At 71.7% G+C, this 20,881-nt stretch carries 18 protein-coding genes; 10 read left to right on the top strand and 8 right to left on the bottom strand.

Annotated features, from left to right (window positions below):
* The first annotated feature begins 56 nt into the window (after positions 1-56).
* Positions 57-1,790: a GAF domain-containing protein gene (locus ACRX5S_RS07110; RefSeq protein WP_436771913.1), complete on the top strand. Its 1,734-nt coding sequence runs from the start codon at positions 57-59 to the stop codon at positions 1,788-1,790.
* A 102-nt stretch (positions 1,791-1,892) separates the two neighbouring features.
* Here the strand turns inward: ACRX5S_RS07110 and ACRX5S_RS07105 are convergent, their stop codons facing one another.
* Complete coding sequence (locus ACRX5S_RS07105; RefSeq protein WP_436771912.1) at positions 1,893-2,552, bottom strand: response regulator; 660 nt, start codon at positions 2,550-2,552, stop codon at positions 1,893-1,895.
* 417 nt (positions 2,553-2,969) lie between these two features.
* On the opposite strand from ACRX5S_RS07105, the gene pdhA reads away from it, so the two are divergent.
* The 3 genes from pdhA to ACRX5S_RS07090 are packed head-to-tail and all read left to right on the top strand — an operon-like array spanning position 2,970 to position 6,608.
* Positions 2,970-4,142: a pyruvate dehydrogenase (acetyl-transferring) E1 component subunit alpha gene (gene pdhA, locus ACRX5S_RS07100; protein WP_436771911.1), complete on the top strand. Its 1,173-nt coding sequence runs from the start codon at positions 2,970-2,972 to the stop codon at positions 4,140-4,142.
* A 32-nt stretch (positions 4,143-4,174) separates the two neighbouring features.
* Complete coding sequence (locus tag ACRX5S_RS07095) at positions 4,175-5,143, top strand: alpha-ketoacid dehydrogenase subunit beta (protein ID WP_436772231.1); 969 nt, start codon at positions 4,175-4,177, stop codon at positions 5,141-5,143.
* 46 nt (positions 5,144-5,189) lie between these two features.
* Positions 5,190-6,608, top strand: coding sequence for a dihydrolipoamide acetyltransferase family protein (locus tag ACRX5S_RS07090; RefSeq protein WP_436772230.1), 1,419 nt, complete (start codon positions 5,190-5,192; stop codon positions 6,606-6,608).
* 221 nt (positions 6,609-6,829) lie between these two features.
* On the opposite strand, the gene ACRX5S_RS07085 is transcribed toward ACRX5S_RS07090, so the two are convergent.
* Positions 6,830-7,648, bottom strand: coding sequence for a maleylpyruvate isomerase family mycothiol-dependent enzyme (locus tag ACRX5S_RS07085; protein ID WP_436771910.1), 819 nt, complete (start codon positions 7,646-7,648; stop codon positions 6,830-6,832).
* Positions 7,649-7,836: 188 nt separating this feature from the next.
* On the opposite strand from ACRX5S_RS07085, the gene ACRX5S_RS07080 reads away from it, so the two are divergent.
* Both ACRX5S_RS07080 and ACRX5S_RS07075 read left to right on the top strand, forming a co-directional pair.
* Positions 7,837-8,613, top strand: a complete 777-nt coding sequence (locus ACRX5S_RS07080; RefSeq protein WP_436771909.1) for a carbon-nitrogen family hydrolase — start codon at positions 7,837-7,839, stop codon at positions 8,611-8,613.
* An 88-nt stretch (positions 8,614-8,701) separates the two neighbouring features.
* Positions 8,702-10,591 (top strand): NHL domain-containing thioredoxin family protein, encoded by a 1,890-nt coding sequence (locus ACRX5S_RS07075; RefSeq protein ID WP_436771908.1) that lies wholly within the window; start codon positions 8,702-8,704, stop codon positions 10,589-10,591.
* Positions 10,592-10,602: 11 nt separating this feature from the next.
* On the opposite strand, the gene ACRX5S_RS07070 is transcribed toward ACRX5S_RS07075, so the two are convergent.
* Complete coding sequence (locus ACRX5S_RS07070) at positions 10,603-11,910, bottom strand: M18 family aminopeptidase (RefSeq protein WP_436771907.1); 1,308 nt, start codon at positions 11,908-11,910, stop codon at positions 10,603-10,605.
* A 503-nt stretch (positions 11,911-12,413) separates the two neighbouring features.
* Here ACRX5S_RS07070 and ACRX5S_RS07065 point away from each other — a divergent pair.
* A complete protein-coding gene (locus ACRX5S_RS07065) occupies positions 12,414-13,217 on the top strand; it encodes an SDR family oxidoreductase (protein WP_436771906.1) in 804 nt (267 codons plus the stop codon).
* Between the two features lie 100 nt (positions 13,218-13,317).
* On the opposite strand, the gene ACRX5S_RS07060 is transcribed toward ACRX5S_RS07065, so the two are convergent.
* A complete protein-coding gene (locus ACRX5S_RS07060; RefSeq protein ID WP_436771905.1) occupies positions 13,318-14,478 on the bottom strand; it encodes a hypothetical protein in 1,161 nt (386 codons plus the stop codon).
* 135 nt (positions 14,479-14,613) lie between these two features.
* Complete coding sequence (locus ACRX5S_RS07055) at positions 14,614-16,446, bottom strand: acyl-CoA dehydrogenase (protein WP_436771904.1); 1,833 nt, start codon at positions 16,444-16,446, stop codon at positions 14,614-14,616.
* A 51-nt stretch (positions 16,447-16,497) separates the two neighbouring features.
* Here ACRX5S_RS07055 and ACRX5S_RS07050 point away from each other — a divergent pair, with 51 nt between their 5' ends.
* Positions 16,498-16,974, top strand: coding sequence for an SseB family protein (locus tag ACRX5S_RS07050; protein ID WP_436771903.1), 477 nt, complete (start codon positions 16,498-16,500; stop codon positions 16,972-16,974).
* 406 nt (positions 16,975-17,380) lie between these two features.
* Positions 17,381-18,235 (top strand): helix-turn-helix domain-containing protein, encoded by an 855-nt coding sequence (locus ACRX5S_RS07045; RefSeq protein ID WP_436771902.1) that lies wholly within the window; start codon positions 17,381-17,383, stop codon positions 18,233-18,235.
* A gap of 206 nt (positions 18,236-18,441) precedes the next feature.
* Here the strand turns inward: ACRX5S_RS07045 and ACRX5S_RS07040 are convergent, their stop codons facing one another.
* The gene (locus ACRX5S_RS07040) at positions 18,442-18,666 is read right to left on the bottom strand and encodes a DUF397 domain-containing protein (RefSeq protein WP_436771901.1); all 225 of its coding nucleotides are present in this window, start codon (positions 18,664-18,666) and stop codon (positions 18,442-18,444) included.
* Positions 18,667-19,133: 467 nt separating this feature from the next.
* Here ACRX5S_RS07040 and ACRX5S_RS07035 point away from each other — a divergent pair, with 467 nt between their 5' ends.
* A complete protein-coding gene (locus ACRX5S_RS07035) occupies positions 19,134-19,547 on the top strand; it encodes a hypothetical protein (RefSeq protein WP_436771900.1) in 414 nt (137 codons plus the stop codon).
* A gap of 219 nt (positions 19,548-19,766) precedes the next feature.
* On the opposite strand, the gene ACRX5S_RS07030 is transcribed toward ACRX5S_RS07035, so the two are convergent.
* Complete coding sequence (locus tag ACRX5S_RS07030) at positions 19,767-19,838, bottom strand: 50S ribosomal protein bL37 (protein ID WP_372498534.1); 72 nt, start codon at positions 19,836-19,838, stop codon at positions 19,767-19,769.
* A gap of 116 nt (positions 19,839-19,954) precedes the next feature.
* Positions 19,955-20,716, bottom strand: coding sequence for a DedA family protein (locus ACRX5S_RS07025; protein ID WP_436771899.1), 762 nt, complete (start codon positions 20,714-20,716; stop codon positions 19,955-19,957).
* Positions 20,717-20,881: the final 165 nt, after the last annotated feature.

Raw genomic sequence — 20,881 nt, 5'->3', positions numbered from 1 at the left:
TCCGCCACCCGACCTATATACCCCGCAAATTCCGCAAAACAGCTTAATCTCTGACCATGGTGGACACTTCCGACCCCGGCTTCGGCGCCGTGCCCTCCGGCGGCTCGCGGCTCCCCGAGCTCGCCGCGCTCGGGCTCGACGACCTCGTCGCGGAGGTGGCCGAACGCCTGCAAAGCGCCGCGGCCGCCGGGGACCGCCTGCAAGGTCTCCTCGAAGCGGTGGTGTCGGTCGGCGCCGACCTCGACCTGCACGCCACGCTGTACCGCATCGTCGAGGAGGCCGTGGACCTCGTCGACGCCAAGTACGGCGCGATCGGAGTCCTCGGCCCCGAGGGCGCCGACCGCGGGCTCATCGACTTCATCCACGTCGGCCTGGACCAGGCCACCGCCGCCGAGATCGGCGACCTCCCGCACGGGCGCGGCATCCTCGGGCTGCTGATCGACCGCCCCGAGGCGCTGCGCCTGGACGACCTGACCCGGCACCCGGCGTCGTACGGCTTCCCGGCCCACCACCCGCCGATGCACTCGTTCCTCGGCGTCCCGATCCGGCTGCGCGACGAGGTCTTCGGCAACCTCTACCTCACCGAGAAGCGCGGCCGGGCCGGATTCAGCGTCGAGGACCAGCAGATCGTACGCGCCCTCGCCGCGGCCGCCGGAGTGGCGATCGAGAACGCCCGGCTCTACGAGCAGGCCCGTGAGCGCGAGGAGTGGATCCAGGGCTCCGTGGACATCACCACGACGCTGCTGGGCACCGAGGACCCCGACGAGGCCCTGCAAGTCGTCGCGCGCCGCGCGCGGGCCCTCGCGTCCGCCGACTTCTCGGCGATATACCTTCCGCAGCCCGACGGTTCGTACCTCGTGGAGATCACCGACGGCGAGGACGTCTCCTCGCTCGGCGGCACCCCCATCCCCGTCGGATCGCCGCTCGCCCGCCTGATCGACGCGGGGCGGAGCATGTTCATCGCCGACATGAGCACCGACCCGCGCGTCATGCTGGAGCAGTCCCGCGCGTTCGGCCCCGGCCTGTTCGTGCCGCTCGCCGCGGGCGACCGGGTGCTCGGCGCCCTCGAACTCGACCGCAGCATCGGCGCGGTGCCGTTCACCGCCACCGAACAGGCCATGTTCCAGGCGTTCGCGGGCCAGGCGGCCGTCGCGCTGATGCTGGCCGACGCGCAGCGGGACCGCTCGCGGCTGGCGGTCTACGAGGATCGCGACCGCATCGCCCGGGACCTCCACGACCTGGTCGTGCAGCGCCTGTTCGCGACCGGCATGATGCTCCAGGGCGCCGCCCGCCTGGCGAAGGTGCCGGAGGTGATCCGGCGCGTCAACCAGGCCGTCGACGAGCTGGACGCGACCATCCGCGAGGTCCGCAGCACCATCTTCGCCCTCCAGCAGGGCCCGGAGGACGCCGGATTCGGCGTCCGCGCCCGCGTGCTGCGCGAGGCCTCGTCCGCGAGCGGCGCGCTCGGATTCGAGCCCTCCGTGACGTTCGTGGGCCCGGTCGACTCCCGGATCCCCGACGAGGTCGCCGAACACCTGCTCGCCGCGCTGCGCGAGGCGCTGTCCAACGCCGCACGGCACGCCAAGGCCTCGCGCGTCGAGGTGTCGCTGGTGGTCGAGGACGACGCCGTGCTGACCGTCTCGGACGACGGCGTCGGCATCCCGGAAACCGGGCGCCGCAGCGGACTCGCGAACCTGCGGGCGCGGGCCGAGGAGCTGGGCGGCTCCGCGGAGTTCGGGGCGGGGCCGGACGGCGCGGGCACCGCGGTGACCTGGCGGGCGCCGGTCTGATCCGCGGCGTCGGCTGCCGTCCGGGCTGCCGTTCGGGCCGCGGTCCGGGCTGTTCGGGCCGTCGGCGCCGCGGTCCGACCGCCGTCCGCGCTGTCGTGCGGGCTACGGCCGGTGGTTCTCCGCCTTGGTGCGCGCGACGTACGCCGCCGCCTGCGTGCGCCGCTCCATGCCGAGCTTCGCCAGCAGGCTGGACACGTAGTTCTTCACCGTCTTCTCGGCCAGGTGCAGGGACTCGCCGATCTGTCGGTTCGTCATGCCCTCGCCGATCAGGTCGAGGATCTTCCGCTCCTGCTCGCTGAGCGACGCGAGCCGGTCGTCCTGCCGCCCACCGCCCCGCAGCCGCTCCAACACGCGCGCGGTGGCCGCGGGGTCGAGCAGCGACTTGCCGGACGCGACGTCGCGCACCGCGCCGACCAGGTCCGAGCCGCGGATGTCCTTGAGCACGTAGCCGGAGGCGCCGGCCATGATCGCGTCGAACAACGCCTCGTCGTCGGAGAAGGAGGTGAGCATCAGGCAGCGCACGTCCGGCATGGCGGCGCGGATCTCACGGCACACCTCGACGCCGCTGCCGTCCGGCAGGCGTACGTCCAGCACCGCGACCTGAGGACGCGTCGCCGGGATGCGTACCAGGGCCTCGGCGGCGCTGCCGGCCTCGCCTACGACGTCGATGTCCGCTTCCAGGGAAAGCAGCTCGAACACGCCGCGACGCACGACTTCGTGATCATCGAGAAGAAACACCCGGATGGTTCCATTTTCAGTCACTTGTACAGATTCGCACGGGTTGATCCGTTCTGCTGGCACCGGCCCTCCGGAAAGGTCCCGAACAGGCCTCTGAACAGGGGTGATCGCGGCCGTCCGGGAGGTCCGGGGACGGTCCGGGAGGGGGTCGTTGTGGGCGTCCGACAAAGCGGATCGGAGTTCTCCGGGTGGTTGCCGCTATCTGCCGCGCTGACCGACGGGTAACGTTCCCGTTGTGCGGTCGTCGGGGAGTTCCCCGCACCGCATGCCTGTGCGCAGGTGCCAACCCGGATTTACCCGGGAATTCCTAGGACATCCTAGGAATGTAAAGCCACCGTGTCGTGGCCCGGTATGTCGCGCACACCCCGCGCGGTAACCGGACCCGGCAAGCCGGATTCGGTCCACGGCGATCCCGCGGGCCGGACAGACCGAGGAGAGAACGTGGCAGTGGACCATGTGGGAGGGCCCGGGACGGGCGCAGTCCTCCCCGACCCGGCGGGGCCGGGTCCGGACACGGGACGGACACCGGGGCTGGTCCAACTGCTCACCCCGGAGGGTGAGCGGGTGGAGCACCCCGACTGGTCGATCGACCTCACCGACGACGAATACCGCGGGCTGTACCGCGACCTCGTCCTCGTCCGCCGCTTCGACGCCGAGGCCACCGCGCTGCAACGGCAGGGCGAGCTGGGCCTGTGGGCCTCGCTGCTCGGCCAGGAGGCGGCCCAGGTGGGCTCCGGACGAGCCCTGGGCGAACGGGACTACGCGTTCCCGACGTACCGCGAGCACGGCGTGGCGTGGTGCCGCGGTGTGGACCCGCTCAACCTGCTGGGCATGTTCCGCGGGGTGAACCACGGCGGGTGGGATCCCAACAGCAATAACTTCCACCTCTACACCATCGTGATCGGCTCGCAGGCATTGCACGCGGTCGGATATGCGATGGGCATGCAGCGCTCCGGCGGCGACGCGTCGGTCATCGCCTATTTCGGCGACGGCGCCTCCAGCCAGGGCGACGTGAACGAGGCGTTCACGTTCGCGGCGGTCTTCAATGCCCCTGTCGTGTTCTTCTGCCAGAACAACCAATGGGCCATTTCCGAGCCGACCGAACGCCAGATGCGCGTGCCGCTCTATCAGCGCGCGGCCGGATTCGGATTCCCCGGGGTCCGCGTCGACGGAAACGACGTGCTGGCCTGTCTCGCCGTCACGCGCGGCGCGCTGGAGCGGGCCCGGCGCGGCGAGGGCCCGATGCTGATCGAGGCCTTCACGTACCGGATGGGCGCGCACACCACGTCCGACGACCCGACCCGCTACCGGCTCGCCGCCGAGCTGGAGGCGTGGAAGCTCAAGGACCCGATCGAGCGGCTGAAGGCGTTCCTGCACAAGAACGGCCTCGCCGACGCCGACTTCTTCGCCGAGTTGGAGCGGGAGAGCGACGAGCTGGCCAAGCGGGTGCGGCAGGGCGTGCGCACGATGCCCGACCCGGACCCGACGCTGATGTTCGAGCACGCGTACGCCGAGGCGCACCCGCTGGTCGACGAGGAGCGGGCCGAGTTCACCGCGTACCACGCGTCGTTCGCCGAACAGGGCGACGGCGGCAGCCAGGAGGGTGGGCACTGATGGCCGGGCAGTCGGGCGGCAAGCCCACCCAGATGACGATGGCGCAGGCCATCAACGCGGGCCTGCGGCGGGCCCTGGAGGACGACCCCAAGACCCTGGTCATGGGCGAGGACGTCGGCAAGCTCGGCGGCGTCTTCCGGGTCACCGACGGACTCCAGAAGGACTTCGGCGAGGACCGCGTCGTCGACACGCCGCTCGCCGAGTCGGGCATCCTCGGCACCGCCATCGGCCTCGCGCTGGCCGGCTACCGGCCGGTGGCGGAGATCCAGTTCGACGGGTTCGTGTACCCGGCGTACGACCAGATCGTCTCGCAGCTCGCCAAGATGCACGCGCGGGCGCTCGGGCACGTGAAGGTGCCGGTCGTGGTGCGCATTCCGTACGGCGGCGGCATCGGCGCGGTCGAGCACCACAGCGAGTCCCCCGAGGCGTACTTCGCGCACACCGCCGGTCTGCGCGTGGTGTCGCCGTCCAACCCGGTCGACGCGTACTGGATGATCCAGCAGGCCATCCGCTCCGACGACCCGGTGGTGTTCTTCGAGCCGAAGCGCCGGTACTGGGCCAAGGCCGAGGTCGACCCGGCGGCGTCCCCGGACCCTCTGCACTCCGCGCGCGTCGTACGGCAGGGCCGGGACTGCACGCTGGTCGCGTACGGCCCGATGGTGCAGACGTGCCTGGACGCCGCGTCGGCGGCGGCCGCGGACGACGGGCGCGATCTTGAGGTGATCGACCTGCGCTCGCTCTCGCCGGTCGACTTCACGGCCGTCGAGGAGTCGGTGCGGCGCACCGGGCGCCTGGTCGTCGTGCACGAGGCGCCGACGTTCCTCGGGATGGGCGCGGAGATCGCCGCGCGTGTCACCGAGCGCTGTTTCTACCACCTCCAGGCTCCCGTGCTGCGGGTCGGCGGGTACCACTCGCCGTATCCGCCGTCGCGGATCGAGGAGGAGTACCTGCCGGACCTCGACCGGGTGCTCGACGCGGTCGACCGCTCGCTGGCCTGGTGACGCAGTGGTGAGGAGCGATTCAGTGGCGCGGAGCAGGCAGTTCGTGATGCCGGACGTCGGCGAGGGCCTGCTGGAGGCCGACATCGTCGCGTGGCAGGTCGCGGTCGGCGACAACGTCACCGACGGGCAGGTGATCGTCGAGGTGGAGACCGCCAAGGCGGTCGTGGAACTCCCGTGCCCCTTCGACGGCGTGGTGACCGAACTGCTGGCGTCCGAGGGGGACACGGTCCCTGTCGGGGCGCCGATCATCACGGTCGAGTTGGCGGGCGGCGCGTCCGACGGCGGAACGGGCGCCGACGCCGGTACGAACGGCGTGGCCGCGGAAGGCGGCAGCACGAACGGCGCCGTCCCCGACGGGGGGACGGCGAACGGAGCGGGAGACGCCGACGCGGCGAACCCGGGTGCCGGGCGCGAAGCGGTCCTGGTCGGCTACGGCGTACGCGCGACCAGCGCGCACCGCCGCCCGCGGACCAGACCCGCAGCCACGGCACCGGCGGTGACAGCCGCACCGGCCGCCCCCGCCGCACCGGCCGCACCGGCCGCACCCGCGAAGTCGGCCGGGACGGCGCCCTTCCACACGCAGGGTTCCGCGCCCGGCAGCGTGCTCGTGCTGGCCAAGCCCCCGGTCCGCAAGCTGGCCCGGGACCTCGGCGTCGATCTCGGCGCTCTGGTCCCGACCGGGCCGGGCGGCGTCGTCACGCGCGAGGACGTGCACGCGGCGGCCGAGGGGACCGGCGTACCGGCACCTGCGGTGGCGGCGGACGGCGGCGAGCGCCGGGTGCCGGTCAAGGGCGTACGCAAGGCGACCGCGCAGGCCATGGTCGCCAGCGCGTTCACCGCCCCGCACGTCACCGAGTGGGTGCAGGTCGACGTGACGCGCAGCGTCAAGCTGGTCGGAAAGCTGCGCGGGCTGCCGGAGTTCGCCGACGTCAAGGTGTCGCCGCTGCTGCTGGTCGCCAAGGCGCTGCTCGGTGCGGTGCGGCGCAACCCCGACGTGAACGCGTCGTGGGACGAGGCGAACCAGGAGATCGTCCTCAAGGACCGCGTCAACCTGGGCATCGCGGCGGCCACCCCGCGCGGCCTGCTGGTGCCGAACATCAAGGACGCGGGTGGGCGTTCGCTCGTCGACCTGGCCAAGGCGCTGGGCGAGCTGACCGCGACCGCGCGGGCCGGGAAGACCCGGCCCGCGGATCTGTCGGGCGGCACGGTCACCATCACCAACATCGGGGTGTTCGGCATCGACGGCGGTACGCCGATCCTCAACCCCGGCGAGGCCGCGATCCTCGCGGTCGGGGCGATCCGTGAGATGCCCTGGGTGCACAAGGGCAAGGTGAAGCCCCGTCAGGTCACCACGCTGGCCCTGTCGTTCGACCACCGGCTGGTGGACGGCGAGTTGGGCTCGAAGGTGCTCGCCGACACCGCCGCGGCGCTGGAGCGGCCGGAGCGGCTGATCGCCTGGAGCTGACGGCAACGCGAGGAGGTCTGCGAATCCGCCGCCTGGTCGGTGGATTTGCAGACCTCGACGCGTGACGCCGAGATGACGCAGACCGACTCGTGGCGGGTGTGGGGCGGCTGACGCCGGACGCTCGGCGTCCCGGGCCGACCCCAGGGCGCGGTACGCCGACCGCGCCGCCACCGCCCGACGTGCGGTGAATCGCCCGTGCGGGTGCCTCCCCGCACCGCGCGCTACAGCGTGACCGCGATCTCCGCCAACACCCGGTCGGCCGCGCCGCGGTCGCCCTCGATCTTCAGGTCCGCGGCGGCCGGCCGGATGCGTCCGCACATCAGCCGGGCGAACGTCTCCCAGTCGGTCGACAGCGTCACCAGCGGGGCCAGCGCGACCTGTTCGCCGATCCTTGCCTGCCCGTTCGGCCCGACGGTGACCGTGCGCATGAACTCCAGCGGCCCGTGGACGTCGAAAACCACCGCGTGCCCGGCCGCGATGCGCGCGTCCTCCGCGACGACGCGCGGCAGTTGGGCGAGCAGGAACTCGCGCGACACCTGCGCGGCGGGCGAGTCGAGGCCGCCGGAACGGCCGACCGCCCGGCGTACGTCCTGCTCGTGCGCCCACACGTCGAACGTCCGCGAGCGCAGCAAGTGCTTGTACGGCGTGCTGCGGCCCATCATGCCGCGCACCTCGGTCTCGGGCGCGCACTCGCTGTCCCGCAGCATCCGCAGGCGACGGCCGATCACCCAGGTCAGCTCGCCGGTCATCTCCGCCGCGGTGTGGCAGCGCCGGACGTCCACGGGTATCTCGCAGTAGCGGCTGAACTCGTCGCCCGGCCGCACGTGCGCGAGATCGCTCGGCAGGTTGTGGATCGGCCGTGGGTCGCCCAGCAGCTCCAGCTCGACGCCGATGACGTGCGAGACGACATCGCGGATCGACCAGCCCGGGCACTCCGTCGCGCGGTTCCACTGCCCCTCGGTCAGCCCGGCGCAGACGTCCGAGATCGACCGCACGGACTGCTCCCACGCGTCGACGAGATACTGGAGTTCATTGCTCACGGCGAACCTCTGGGTGTCGGGACGCCCCGTCGCGGCCCGTCTGCGACCGGGCGTTCATGCAGGCACGTTACGCTGCGCGGAAGCCCGGGGCAGCCGGTTCGCGCGAAGCGGCCCGGGCTTGCCGGGATGTTCGGCGGAGGTTCCGGTGACGGGACCGGTTCAACGGTCAGCGGGATGTGGTGGTCTGCGTGCGCGTGTCCCTGATTCAGCTCGATGTCGACCTGTCCGTGCCGAAGGCCGACCGGCTCGCCGACGCACTGCGCACGGTGCGCGGACGTGAGGACGATCACCTCGTCGTGCTGCCCGAACTCTGGCTCGCCGGCGGCTGGGACTACGCCCGTTGGGACGAGGACGCCGAGACCCTGGACGGCCCCACCGCGCAGGCCCTCTCCGACGCCGCGCGCGACACCGGGGTCTGGCTGCACGGCGGCAGCATCGTCGAGCGGGGCGACGACGGCGCGCACTACAACACGTCGCTGGTGTTCGGCCCGGACGGCGCGCTGCGCGCCACGTACCGCAAGATCCACCGCTTCGGCTTCGACAGCGGCGAGGCCGCGCTGATGGGGCCGGGCGCCGAGATCGTGACGCTGCCCACGCCGTTCGGCACCCTCGGCCTGGCCACCTGCTACGACCTGCGGTTCCCCGAGATGTTCCGGCTGCTGCTCGACCGCGGCGCCGAGGTCCTGGTGATCCCGGCCGCGTGGCCCGCCCGCCGCGTCGAGCACTGGCGCCTGCTGGCCCGCGCGCGGGCGGTCGAGAACCAGGTCTTCGTGCTCGCCTGCAACACCGCCGGGTCCCAGGCCGGTCTGGCGCAGGGCGGACACAGTGTGGTCGTCGACCCGTGGGGCGAGATCGTGGCCGAGGCCGGGCCCGAAGGGCGTGTGCTGACCGCGGAGATCGACACCGCGCTGGTGGCCAAGACCCGGGTGGACTTCCCGGTGCTCAAGGACCGCCGCCTCGGCTGAGCGCGTCTCCGACACCCGACGCGCGGCACCCGGAATCCACCTCCGGTCCTGCGCGGATAACCGGGGCGCAGGTGTTTGACTGGAGATCATGAGCAGCACGCCGCGCCGCGTCCGTGTCCGCGCCCCCGAGCTCGTCGGGGCCGGCGGGTGGATCAACACCGGGGGCTCGGCCCCCACGCTTGCCGGACTGCGCGGCAAGATCGTCCTGCTCGACTTCTGGACCTTCTGCTGCATCAACTGCCTGCATGTCCTCGACGAGCTGCGGGTGCTGGAGGAGAAGTACCGCGACGTGCTCGTGGTCGTCGGCGTGCACTCGCCCAAGTTCGCGCACGAGGCCGACCACGACGCGGTGCTGGCCGCCGTCGAGCGCTACGAGGTGCACCACGCCGTCCTCGACGACCCGGAGATGGCGACCTGGCGGCAGTACGCGGTGCGCGCGTGGCCCACGCTCGTGGTCATCGACCCGGAGGGGTACGTCGTCGCGCAACTCGCCGGGGAGGGCCACGGCCACGCCATCGACGCGCTGGTCGCCGAACTGGTCGGCGAGCACGAGGACAAGCGCACGCTGCACCGCGGCGACGGACCGTACGTCCCCGCCGAACCGCCGCGCACCGACCTGCGGTTCCCCGGCAAGCTGCTGCGGCTGCCGTCCGGCACCCTGCTGGTGTCCGACGCGGGCCACCACTCGCTCGTGGAGCTGGCCGACGACGGCAGCACCGTGCTGCGCCGCATCGGCAACGGCCACCGCGGTTTGACGGACGGCGGCCCGCGGCACGCCTCGCTGGCCGAGCCGCAGGGGCTCGCGCTGCTGCCGGCGGAGGTCGCCGCGCACGTCGGCTACGACATCGTGGTGGCGGACACCGCGAACCACGCGCTGCGGGGCGTGTCGCTGGCGACCGGGACCGTGCGCACGGTCGCCGGGACCGGGCGGCAGTGGTGGCAGGGCGGCCGGACCTCGGGGGCGGCGCGCGAGGTGGATCTGTCGAGCCCGTGGGACGTCGCGTGGTTCGGCGGCCGGGTCGTCGTCGCGATGGCCGGTGTCCATCAGTTGTGGGAGTTCGACCCGGTCGGCGAGTCGGTCGACGTGCTGGCCGGGACGACCAACGAGGGCCTGGAGGACGGGCCGGTCGAGAGCGCGTGGTTCGCCCAGCCGTCCGGCCTGGCGGTCTCGCCGGACGGGCACACGCTGTGGATCGCCGATTCCGAGACCTCCGCGCTGCGCGAGCTGACCGACGGGCGGATCACCACGGAGGTCGGCGCGGGGCTGTTCGACTTCGGGCTGCGGGACGGGCCGGCCGACCGGGCGCTGTTGCAGCACCCGCTGGGCGTCACGGTGCTCCCGGACGGCTCGGTGGCGGTCTCCGACACGTACAACGGCGCGCTGCGGCGGTACGACCCGGTCGCGCGCGAGGTCACCACGCTCGCCACCGAGCTGCGGGAGCCGTCCGACGCCGTCGTGGTGGCCGACGACGACGGCGTGTACCTGATGGTGGTCGAGTCGGCCGGGCACCGGGTGACCCGCATCCGTGTGCCGGACGAGGCCCTTTCGGTGCCGGAGCAGGCGCACCACACGACGCGTCCGCAGGTCGAGATCGCGCGCGGCAGCCTGCGCCTCGCCGTGGTGTTCGACGTACCGCCGGGCCAGAAGCTGGACGACCGGGAAGGCCCCGCGACGCGCCTGCTCGTGGACGCCAGCCCGCCGGGCCTCCTCGTCGCCGGGGAAGGCCCGGGCACCGAACTGACCCGCACCCTGCTGCTGGACGAGTCGGTCACCGAGGGCGTGCTGCACGTCTCCGCGATGGCGGCCTCCTGCGACGCCCTCGGCCCCGACGGCAAGCCGATCGAGTACCCGGCGTGCCACATCCACCAGCAGGACTGGGGCATCCCGGTCCGCCAATCCGCCGACGGCGCCCCCGAACTCCAGCTCTCGCTGGCCACGATCACGCCGTCGTCGGACACCTCGGCCTCCGCCGAATAGCCGGACCCGGCTCAGCTCTCCAGGAAAGCGTTCATCGCGGAGGCGAGGAGGTACGGGTCCGAGGCGCCGCACAGTTCGCGGGCGGAGTGCATCGACAGCATCGCGATGCCGACGTCCACCGTCTCGACGCCGAGGCGCGTCGCGGTGATCGGGCCGATGGTCGAGCCGCAGGGGATCGAGTTGCGGCTGACGAAGGTCTGCCACGGCACGCCCGCACGCTCGCAGGCCGCCGCCCAGACCGCGCGGCCCGAGGCGTCGGTGGCGTAGCGCTGGTTCGCGTTCACCTTGAGGATCGGGCCGCCGTTCGGCAGTGGGTGGTGGTCCGGGTCGTGGCGCTCGGCGTAGTTCGGGTGCACGGCATGGCCGACGTCGCTGGACAGGCACAGGGTGTCGGCGAACGCGCGGGCCTGGTCGTCCCAGCCTTCCGAACCGACGATGCGCCGCAGCGTGTTCTCCAGCAGCGGGCCGCCCGCACCGGTGGTCGACGCGCTGCCGACCTCCTCGTGGTCGAACGCCGCCAGCACCGGGATGTGCGCGAGGTCCCCCGCAGGTGCCGAGGCCGCGGCCAGCAGCGCCGCGAGGCCCGCGTGCACCGAGACGAGGTTGTCGAGCCGTGGTGCGGCGAGGAGTTCGCGGTCGCGGCCGAGGTACGCCGGGGGCTGCACGTCGTGCACCATCAGGTCCCACCCGGCCACGTCGCCCGCCGCGACGCCCGCCTCCTTGGCGACGTACTCGACCAGCTCGCCCTCGACGACCGGCCCGAGGCCCCACACCGGTGTCATGTGGACCTGCTTGTCGAGGGACATGCCCTCGTTGACCGAGCGGTCGAGGTGGATGGCGAGCTGCGGTACGCGCAGGAGCGGGCGGTCCACGAACACCAGGTGCTCGCTGCCGTCCTTGAGCGCGAGACGGCCGGAGAGGCCGAGGTCGCGGTCGAGCCAGGTGTTCTGCAAGGTGCCGCCGTACAGCTCGACCGCCACCTGCCGCCAGCCGACGCGGCCGGTGTCGGGGCGCGGCTTGACGCGCAGGTTGGGGGAGTCGGTGTGGCCGCCGACGACGCGGAAGCCGGTCGGCCCGGAGACGCCCTCGGGCACGAACCACGCGATGAGCGCGCCGCCGCGCAGGACGTAGCGGCCGCCGGGGCCGCCCGCCCAGCGGTCCGTCTCGGCGAGGCGGCGGAAGCCGAGCGCGTCGAGCCGCTCGGCCGCGTTGGCGACCGCGTGGTACGGCGACGGGCTGGCCGCGATGTACCGGATCAGGTCGTCGGTGTGCGCCCGGTCGAACCGGTGGCCGAGGGGCTGTCCGTGCGGGGAAGTCATGGTGCTCCTGTGCGCGGCGCGACGCCGCGGTGGTCGTCCTGGGGCCGTCCTGCGGGCGTCCGGGAGGTCTTCTGGGGGCTCGCAGCCGAGAGTACGCCGGGAAGCGCCCCTACGGCTCCGGCCTCGCTCCGTGACCAGGCCGGGCAGCGCCCGTACGGCTCCGGCCTCGCCCCGTGACCAGGCCGGGAAGCACCCGTACGGCTCCGGCCTCGCTCCGTGACCAGGCCGGGAAGCGTCCGTACGGCTCCGGCCTCGCCCCGTGACCAGGCCGGGAAGCACCCGTACGGCTCCGGCCCCGCCCGGCCCCGCCCTCGTTCGGCACCCACCCCCGCCGCCCAGGCCGGCACCACCCCCCGCCGCCCAGGCCGGTGCCGGCCCCCGCTGCCCAGGCCGGTGCCGGCCGGCGCCGCGCCGCCCCAGCCGGCGGGATTGCTTAGCGCCCACTACACATGTGCTACGTTTCTTTCTGTTCCGAGCACTACATAAATCTTGGGGAGACCGCCATGAGCACCACCACCGCCACCGCAGCCACCTCCGCCGGCGCGCCCGCGCTGCACGGGAAGTCCGCACTCGTCACCGGCGGCAGCCGCGGCATCGGTCGCGCGATCGCCGAGCGCCTGGGCCGGGACGGCGCCCTGGTCGCCGTGCACTACGGCAGCGACGAGCGCGCCGCGAAGGAGACCGTGGCCGCCATAACCGGGGCCGGCGGACGGGCCTTCGCGGTCGCCGCCCGGCTCGGTGAACCGGGCGACGTCGACCGGCTGTTCGCGGGGCTGGCCGACGGCCTGCGCGAGCACGGGGAATCAGGCCTCGACATCGTCGTGAACAACGCCGGGATCGGCCTTTCGAAGCCCATCGAGGACGTCGCACCGGCCGAGTTCGACGAGGTGTTCGCGGTGAACGCGAAGGCGCCGTTCTTCATCGTGCAGCGCGCCCTCCCGCTGTTGCGCGACGGCGGCCGCATCGTCAACGTCTCGTCGGGCGTGACGCGCATCGCGTTCCCCGAGGCGATCGCCTACGCCGCCACGAAGGGCGCCCTCGACGTCTTCACGCTCGCCCTCGCCAAGCAGCTCGGCGCACGCGGCATCACGGTGAACGGCGTCGCGCCCGGCGTCGTCGACACCGACATCAACGCGGCCTGGCTGCGCGACAACGCGGAGGCCAACGCGTACTGGGCGAGCCGGGCCGCCCTCGGGCGCGTCGGACGCCCGGACGACATCGCCGACACCGTCGCGTTCCTGGCTTCCGACGCGGCCCGCTGGGTCACCGGCCACCTCCTGGACGCCACGGGCGGCTCCGACCTGTAGGTCGTGTCTGCCCGGCAGCCTGAACGCTCGCCTCGCCGCAACACCATGCGAGGACGAGCTCCCGGCAGCCCCGAGCGCTCGCCGCGCCCTTCCGAACGCGTCAGCGGCGCGGCGAGCGTCCGACCACGTTCCCCTCGGCATCCGCGCGCAGCGAGGCGCCGCCGTAGGAGTCGCTGACCGTCACGGTGATCTCCAGGGCGCCGGTCCCGGCCGCGTGCCGGACCGAGATGTGCCACGTGTCGGGCGTCAGGCCGAGCGTGGCCTTCGCCTCGACGACCAGGAACAGCAGGCGGTCGTACGGCAGCGCCCGCAGGTCGATGAGCGGCCCGTCCGGCTGGCGCGTCCCGTGCGGGCCCGTCGCCTCGGCCTTCCCGTCGCGGAACCGGAACGAGTCGACCAGGCCGGGCGCCGACGCCTTGGGCGCGGCCACGCTCACCATGTCCTCGCCGATCCCGACCTCGGTGGCCTTGTCGGTCCCCATCAGGGTGATCAGCGCCTCCGCCGCAGCGCGCATCCGGCCCGGCACGAGCATGGCGTCGCCGGTGATCCGGACCGTGCTCATCGTCGTGGACGTGCTCGTGACGGTGGCCGGGCGCGGTCCGCTGCCGCCGTCGTCGTCGAACAGGTCGCCGCGGAACGCGAACACCACCGCGGCCGCCCCCAGCAGCAACCCGACCAGCATGAGCAGGCAGAACCCGCACCCCTCGGCCGGCACCGTGGCGAGCGTGGACTCGGGGGCCGAGTCGACCGACTCCTCACGCGCCCGGCGCGCCCACCCGGCGTCCGGCTCGGTGACGATCTCGACCTTCCACAGCCGGTCCGGCCGGTACTCGACCACCACGATCCCGGCGGGCCGGTAGTCCGGGATGTCGACGAGGTTGATGTCCTGCGTGAACTTGGCGCGGTACGCGGGTGCGTCGTCCGGCGCCACGGTCAGCACGAACTCGACCGGGATGTCCCCCGATTCGGACGACAGCGCGCGGCGGCTCTCGATCCGGGCCAGCGCCCGCCGCGGACCCGCGGGCGGCGGCGTCGAGCCGCGGCGTACCGCCTTGCGCACGACCAACAGCAGGACGACCGCCGCGACGAGCCCGCCGCCGACCGCGAGCAGGCCGGTCCGGCCGGTGACCGGCCCCACGACGAAACAGGCGACCGCCGCGCCGAGCAGCCCGCTCGACACGAACCCGCGCAGCATCGCGGCCGCGCCGATCTTCTCGGCCCCGTCCGCCACCCCTGCCCCACCCGCCGTGCCGGTCGTCATAGCGGTGATTGTGGCGTGCCCCGGTGGCCGCCGTACGGCCGGGAGGCGAAAAGGCGGTCCCCCGTACCCGGGACGGAAAGGGTACGGGGGACCGCCTGCTGACAATCCGTCAGAAGCGCACCGCGCGAGCGCGGATCAGAACGCCTCCTCCGGCAGCTCCATGAGCGCGTTGTCGGTCTCCTCGGCCATCACGCGCTGCGGCGTGAGCAGCGGCAGGACGTTGCGCGCGAAGTGCTTCGCCGCCGCGACCTTGCCCTGGTAGAAGGCCTTGTCGCGGGCACTGGCGGTGTCCAGCTTGGCGAGCGCCACCGAAGCCTGGCGCAGCAGCAGCCAGGCGACGACCAGGTCACCGGATGCCATGAGCAGGCGGGTGGTGTTCTGCCCGACCTTGTAGATCGAGGTGATCTCCTGCTCGGACGCCATGAGCTGGGTGATCAGCGTGCCGACGATGCCCTGCACGTCCTCGGCCGCCCGGGCCAGCAGCCCCCGCTCGGCGGCGAGCGTGTCGCCGCCCGCCTCGGAGGCGATGAACTCCTGGATCTCGCCGGCCACCCGGGTCAGCGCCTGGCCCTGGTCGCGGACGATCTTGCGGAAGAAGTAGTCCTGGCCCTGGATCGCGGTGGTGCCCTCGTAGAGGGTGTCGATCTTGGAATCCCGGATGTACTGCTCGATCGGGTACTCCTGGAGGAACCCGGACCCGCCGAAGATCTGGAGCGACTGGGCGAGCTGCTCGTACGACTTCTCCGAGCCGTAGCCCTTCACGATCGGCAGCAGCAGGTCGTTGACCCGCTCGGCCTCCTCGTCGCGGCGCCCCTCGGCCTCGGCCTGCGCGATGCGGTCCTGCCAGGTGGCGGTGTAGAGCACCAGGGCGCGCATGCCCTCGGCGTACGCCTTCTGGGTGATGAGCGAGCGGCGCACGTCCGGGTGGTGCGTGATGGTCACGCGCGGCGCGGCCTTGTCGGTCATCTTCGCCAGGTCGGCGCCCTGCACGCGCTCCTTGGCGTACTCCAGGGCGTTGAGGTAGCCGGTGGAGAGGGTGGCGATGGCCTTCGTGCCGACCATCATGCGCGCGTACTCGATGATCTTGAACATCTGCGCGATGCCGTTGTGCACCTCGCCGACCAGCCAGCCGACGGCCGGGACCCCGGCGTTGCCGCCGAAGGTGACCTCGCAGGTCGTGGAGACCTTGAGGCCCATCTTGTGCTCGACGTTGGTGACGAAGGCGCCGTTGCGCTCGCCCAGCTCGCCGGTCTCCCAGTCGAAGTGCACCTTGGGCACGATGAACAGTGACAGGCCCTTGGTGCCGGGGCCGGCGCCCTCGGGGCGGGCCAGCACCAGGTGGACGATGTTGTCGGACAGGTCGTGCTCGCCCGAGGTGATGAAGCGCTTGACGCCCTCGATGTGCCACGTGCCGTCGTCCTGCTTGACCGCGCGGGTGCGCCCGGCGCCGACGTCGGATCCGGCGTCCGGCTCGGTCAGCACCATCGTGGAGCCCCACTGGCCCTCGATCATGCGGGCGGCGACCTTCTTCTGCTCCTCGGTGCCCAGGACGTGCAGGACGTGTGCGAAGTCGGGGCCCGCGGCGTACATCCACAGGGCCGGGTTGGCGCCCAGCACCAGCTCGGCGACGGACCAGCGCAGCGAGAGCGGGCAGGTGGTGCCGCCCAGCTCCTCGGGCAGCGCCAGGCGCCACCACTCGGAGTCCATGTACGCCTTGTAGCTCTTCTTGAACGACTCGGGCAGCGTCGCCGTGTGAGTCGAGGGATCGAAGACCGGGGGGTTGCGGTCCGCGTCCGCGAAGGAGTCGGCGAGCTCGCCTACTGCCAGGCGCTCCACCTCGGTGAGGATCGAGCGCGCGGTGTCGGCGTCCATCTCGGCGAACGGGCCACTGCCGTAGACCTGCTCGCGGCCGAACACCTCGAAGAGGTTGAACTCGAGGTCGCGGAGATTCGACTTGTAGTGACCCATGGTGTGGCTCCGCCTGTTCGTTTCCGGCTGGTTGTACTGACTGGTAACCCAATGATTCTACCCGCCGGTAACTTTGGCAATCCCCGACCCGGCCGAATGGGCGCCCCGGAGGCGCTAATCTCGGATGTCGTGTACGGCTACGCGACCGAGGAACCGCAGGTACGGGCGGATGGCCCGAGCCTGACCGACGCCGTGCGCGGATTCGCCACCGGCCTGATGAGCGGCGAGGACTTCCAGTCCGTCTTCATAGCCTCCAAGGTCTTCTGTCCCCGCGGCGAACGGCCGGGCTTCCTGGCGCTGCACAACACCCCCGAGCCGGTGATCCCCATGTTCTCCTCCCTGGAGGAGCTCAAGCGGTACGCCGGCGAGGAGTCCCGCCACTTCACGGTCACCGGCGCCGAGGTCCTCGACCTCCTGCCGAACGGCTACGGCTTCGTGCTCGACCTGGACGGCGAGCACCGTGTGATGTTCGACGCAAAGGCGATCGAGCAAATGATCAACTTCGCCATGCGCCGCATGTACGGCTGACCGGCGGCTGGTCTTCTCCGGCGCCTTCGTCCTCAGCGGTCGTCTTCTGCCGTCGTCTTCAGCGGTCGTCTTCAGTAGTCGTCATTGGTGGTCGTCACCAGCGGTCGTCTTCCGGCTTGGTCTTCCGGCTGGTCGTCAGCCCTGGTCCTCGGCCCGAGTCTTCAGTCCGTGTCTTCAGTCCTCGTCTTCCGCGCAGCCCGGGGCGGCGGCATTCTGCCCGGCCGGGTGTGGTCCATGTACCGCTGATCGGCTGAACGCACTGGCGTGTTCGGCTGATTCAGCGGCTTCAGCCGCGAAGCGGTACTAGGCTCGTTGCTGACTGGCCAACTGCCATAAGGCAGAATGCCGTACGTGTGTTTGACATATCTTCAGCACCTTTGAGTGCCAACCGAGGCAGGGATCAGCTATGCCCCAGAGTCCGGACCCGCTGGTTTCGCTTGGCCGACTGAGGGCCGAACTGCGGCGGCTTCGGGAGCAACGCAGGTACACACAACAGCAGGTCGCCGATGAGATGGACTGGTCGCTCAGCAAGCTCATCCGCATCGAGGGCGGCCGGAACCGGATCTCCACCAACGACCTTCGTGTGCTGCTCAACCACTACGGGGTCGAACCCGCCCAGCAGGAACAGTTGTTGGCCCTGTCCAAGGACGTGCGCCGGACCGCCTGGTGGGACCGCTTCGCCGATGTGATCAGCCGGGACTACGCGGCGTACATCGGCTACGAGACCGTCGCCTCGGTGATCCGCAACTTCGAGATCACCATCATCCCCGGCCTGTTGCAGACGCCGGAATACGCCGAGCAGGCGATGCTCAACACCAGCGGGCGCAGCGGTCCGATCAGCCCGAAGGCGATCGAACTGCGCATCGAGCGGCAGAAGTTGTTCGAGCGCGAGACGCCGCCGGAGACGCACTTCATCATCGACGAGTCGATCATCCGCCGAGTGGTGGGCGGACGCGCGGTGATGCGTGCCCAGTTGCTCCACCTGCGGACCATGGCGCAGCGGCCCGACCTGACGCTCCAGATCATGCCGTTCAGTGAAGGGCTCTACCCGCGCCACCGGCGCGGCTACGTGGTCTTCGAATTCCCGGACGACACCTCGCTCGTGCTGTACATCGAGGGTGCCGAGGGCAGCATGATCATCTCCGAGCCGACCGAGACCAAGCCGCAGGAGTACCTGGAGTCCTTCTGGCAGTTGGAGGAGGCCGCGGCCGCCGCGGATCCCATCAAATTGATCGATGACGCGCTGGAACGCCTTACTTGAGGCAACTCCCCCTTGTCACAACGCCGATGCTGCTGTGCAATGGAACCGTGGTCAATGTGCCATATGGCATTCGTCTCTAGGGCGTATCGCCAAGTGGTAGAGCGGTAGCGGTCACAGTGGCATACAGAGGGGGTGTGAGCATGGGCGGTACGCGGCGTCGCGGCGCAACGGGGGCGCTCATGCCCGCAGTTCGGCCGATCGGCGGGTCAGCCCGTCGGTCCGTCGGCCGGTCGTCCGGCCGGTCGGTCTGTGTGCATCCGCGCCACGAAGTCCGACCACGCGCCGGCGGGGAAGCTGAGCGGGGCACGGAAGGGGCGTCGGGAGTCGCGTACCCATACCGACGCGTCCGATCGGGCCTCGACACAGTTCCCCTGTTGGGCGCTGTAACTGCTGCGGTACCACGCCGGCTTGGTGCTGATGATCTCTGCCACGCCTTCTTCTCCCTCAACACTGGACACGAGAAGTCAGCCGCAGCGGGGGTCGTGGCGTCGTTGGCACGAGGGTCCGCAACGGATGGCGGCAACTGCCGCCGCTATATGGAGGATCCCCAGAATCGCCGACGAACGACACAAAGTCGACAGGGGATTGCCCCTTCGCACCGGGCGAGGTCACCGTGCCCGGCGGGAAGGGGTGGAGCGCCAGGGGCGCAAGAGTGCGGTCCGACGCCTCCCCCCTGCGGCGCTCGTGTATGTGGGGGAGAGACGGCACGCCGATTCGCGGTCGGCACCCCGTCTCTCCCCGTCGAATCGCCGGCAGCAGCCTTCGCGGCCCCCGGGACTCGCGCCAGAATCCCAGGCTATCGAAGGGTGTTGGCGGTGGTAAGGGCCCACGGCCCGCCGCCGTCCGCCACGGGGCGTGCGGTGCGCCGTACTTCGGTATCGGGGGATGTGATCCCGTCATGTTCGAGACCAGCAACGTACGAGTTCCCAACGGTTCCACGGTAACCGTCCACACGCCGCACCCCGGCTGGACGGGCCCGGGCGTCGCCCTGGTCGTGGTCGTCCTGGTCATCCTCGGAGCGATCCGCGGCAACCCGGACGAGCGGCCCGCGACCCCGCGCGAGGTCTCCATAGCGCAGCCCGAGGGCGTCGCGCTCTTCGCCGAACCGAGCGCCGATTCGCCTCAGTTGGCGCATCTGGCGGCCGGTCGGACGATCGAGGTCCTCTGCCACACCGACGGGCCCGAGTCCGTCGGTTGGGGCGGCACCAGCGGTATCTGGGACCGCGTCAGCATTGACGGCCTCACCGGGTTCGTCCCGGACACCGCCGTCAACACACACGTGACCGTCGACAAGATCGCCGATCCCTGCTGAGCAGGGGACGGACGGGGGACGGCGGCCACGAGAAAACGTCCCGCACCGCGCGGTCCGCGGTGCGGGACTCTCGTGTGGGTGCGGGGGCTTGGCACCCGGGGGTGGGACACCTGGCCGCCAAGGGAGGGTGTCCGCGTGTGCCTCGGTTGCGTGTGTTGATGCCCCGAGAGGTGCGGGTCGAGCGGGGTGATGCGTGTCCTGCGGGCGCCCGGGCGGTGTTCAGGCGGGGCGTTTGCCGTGGTTGGCGCGGTTCTTCCGGCGGGTCTTCCGTTTCCTCGTCTTCTTGGACAAGGTGCCTCCCCTCGACGGTCCAGGAGCATTACCCCGTGTGAAGGGGCACTACGCGTCGGGGAGTTGACCGATCGGCTCGCGAACGCCGCGCGAACCGCCGCCGGATCGCGCGGAACTCACCAGGGGAGGCACATCCACGGGCCGACCGGCCAGGACCCGGGGAGGGGTTCGAGGCGGCGGGATGCGGATGTGGATGGGGTGCGGGTGGAGGGGGTCGGTGACGCCGTCGTGGGTGAGGCAGCAGGGTTGGGAGCAGGGGGAGTTGCGGCGGCGGCAAGTGCGGCGGTGGCAGGTGCGGTGGTCCGTGCGGTGCGGCGGCGTACCGCGTACACGACCAGTCCGGCGGCGACGACCGCGGCTCCGGCGATGCTCGCGGCCGTGCCGATGCGCTGCTGCATGGCGAGGCCCGCGAAGTGGCCCAGGGAGACGAAGGACGAGGCCCATATGGCCGCGACGACGACCTGCGTCATGCCGAAGACGCGGTAGGGGACGCGGGCGCGGCCGGCGAGGCGAGGGGTGAACGTACGCAATCCCGCGATCCACTGGGCGATCGCGATCGACCACACGCCGTGGCGCGCCACCATGCTCTCCGCGCGCTCGATCGTCGCGTGCAGGCGGCCGGCGGGCCGGGCTCTCCCGGCGTGGTGGCGTCCGCGCAGATAAGCGAGCTGGCCGCCGAGCACGGCGGCGGCGATAGCGACGGGCATCGCGGCCGACAGCGGGACCTCGCCGAGGCGCGTCACCAGGCCCAGGGTGAGCAGCAGTGTCGAGCCCGGGAGGACGAGGCCGAAGAGCAGCGCGGATTCGGCGGTCACCGCGAGGCCCACCACGAGGAGGACCAGCGGCGCGGGCATCACGCTCATCACGTCGTGGACCACGGAGACCTCCCGTCCGGCGTACCGGCTCCCACAACGGTCAGCACGCGCAGGCGCGGATCTGTTCCCGGGCGGGGCCGGCTGCGCTGAATCGGCGCAAAGGCGACGGGGTGTGGCCGGTGGGCGACTGTCGGTGCGTCGTGGCGGGGGAGCCGAACACGGGTCGGG

This window comes from Yinghuangia sp. YIM S09857 (genome assembly GCF_051388915.1).
Taxonomy (GTDB): domain Bacteria; phylum Actinomycetota; class Actinomycetes; order Streptomycetales; family Streptomycetaceae; genus Yinghuangia.
The sequence above is the reverse complement of the archived record's forward strand: the minus strand, read 5'-3'. Positions and strand labels throughout refer to the sequence as shown.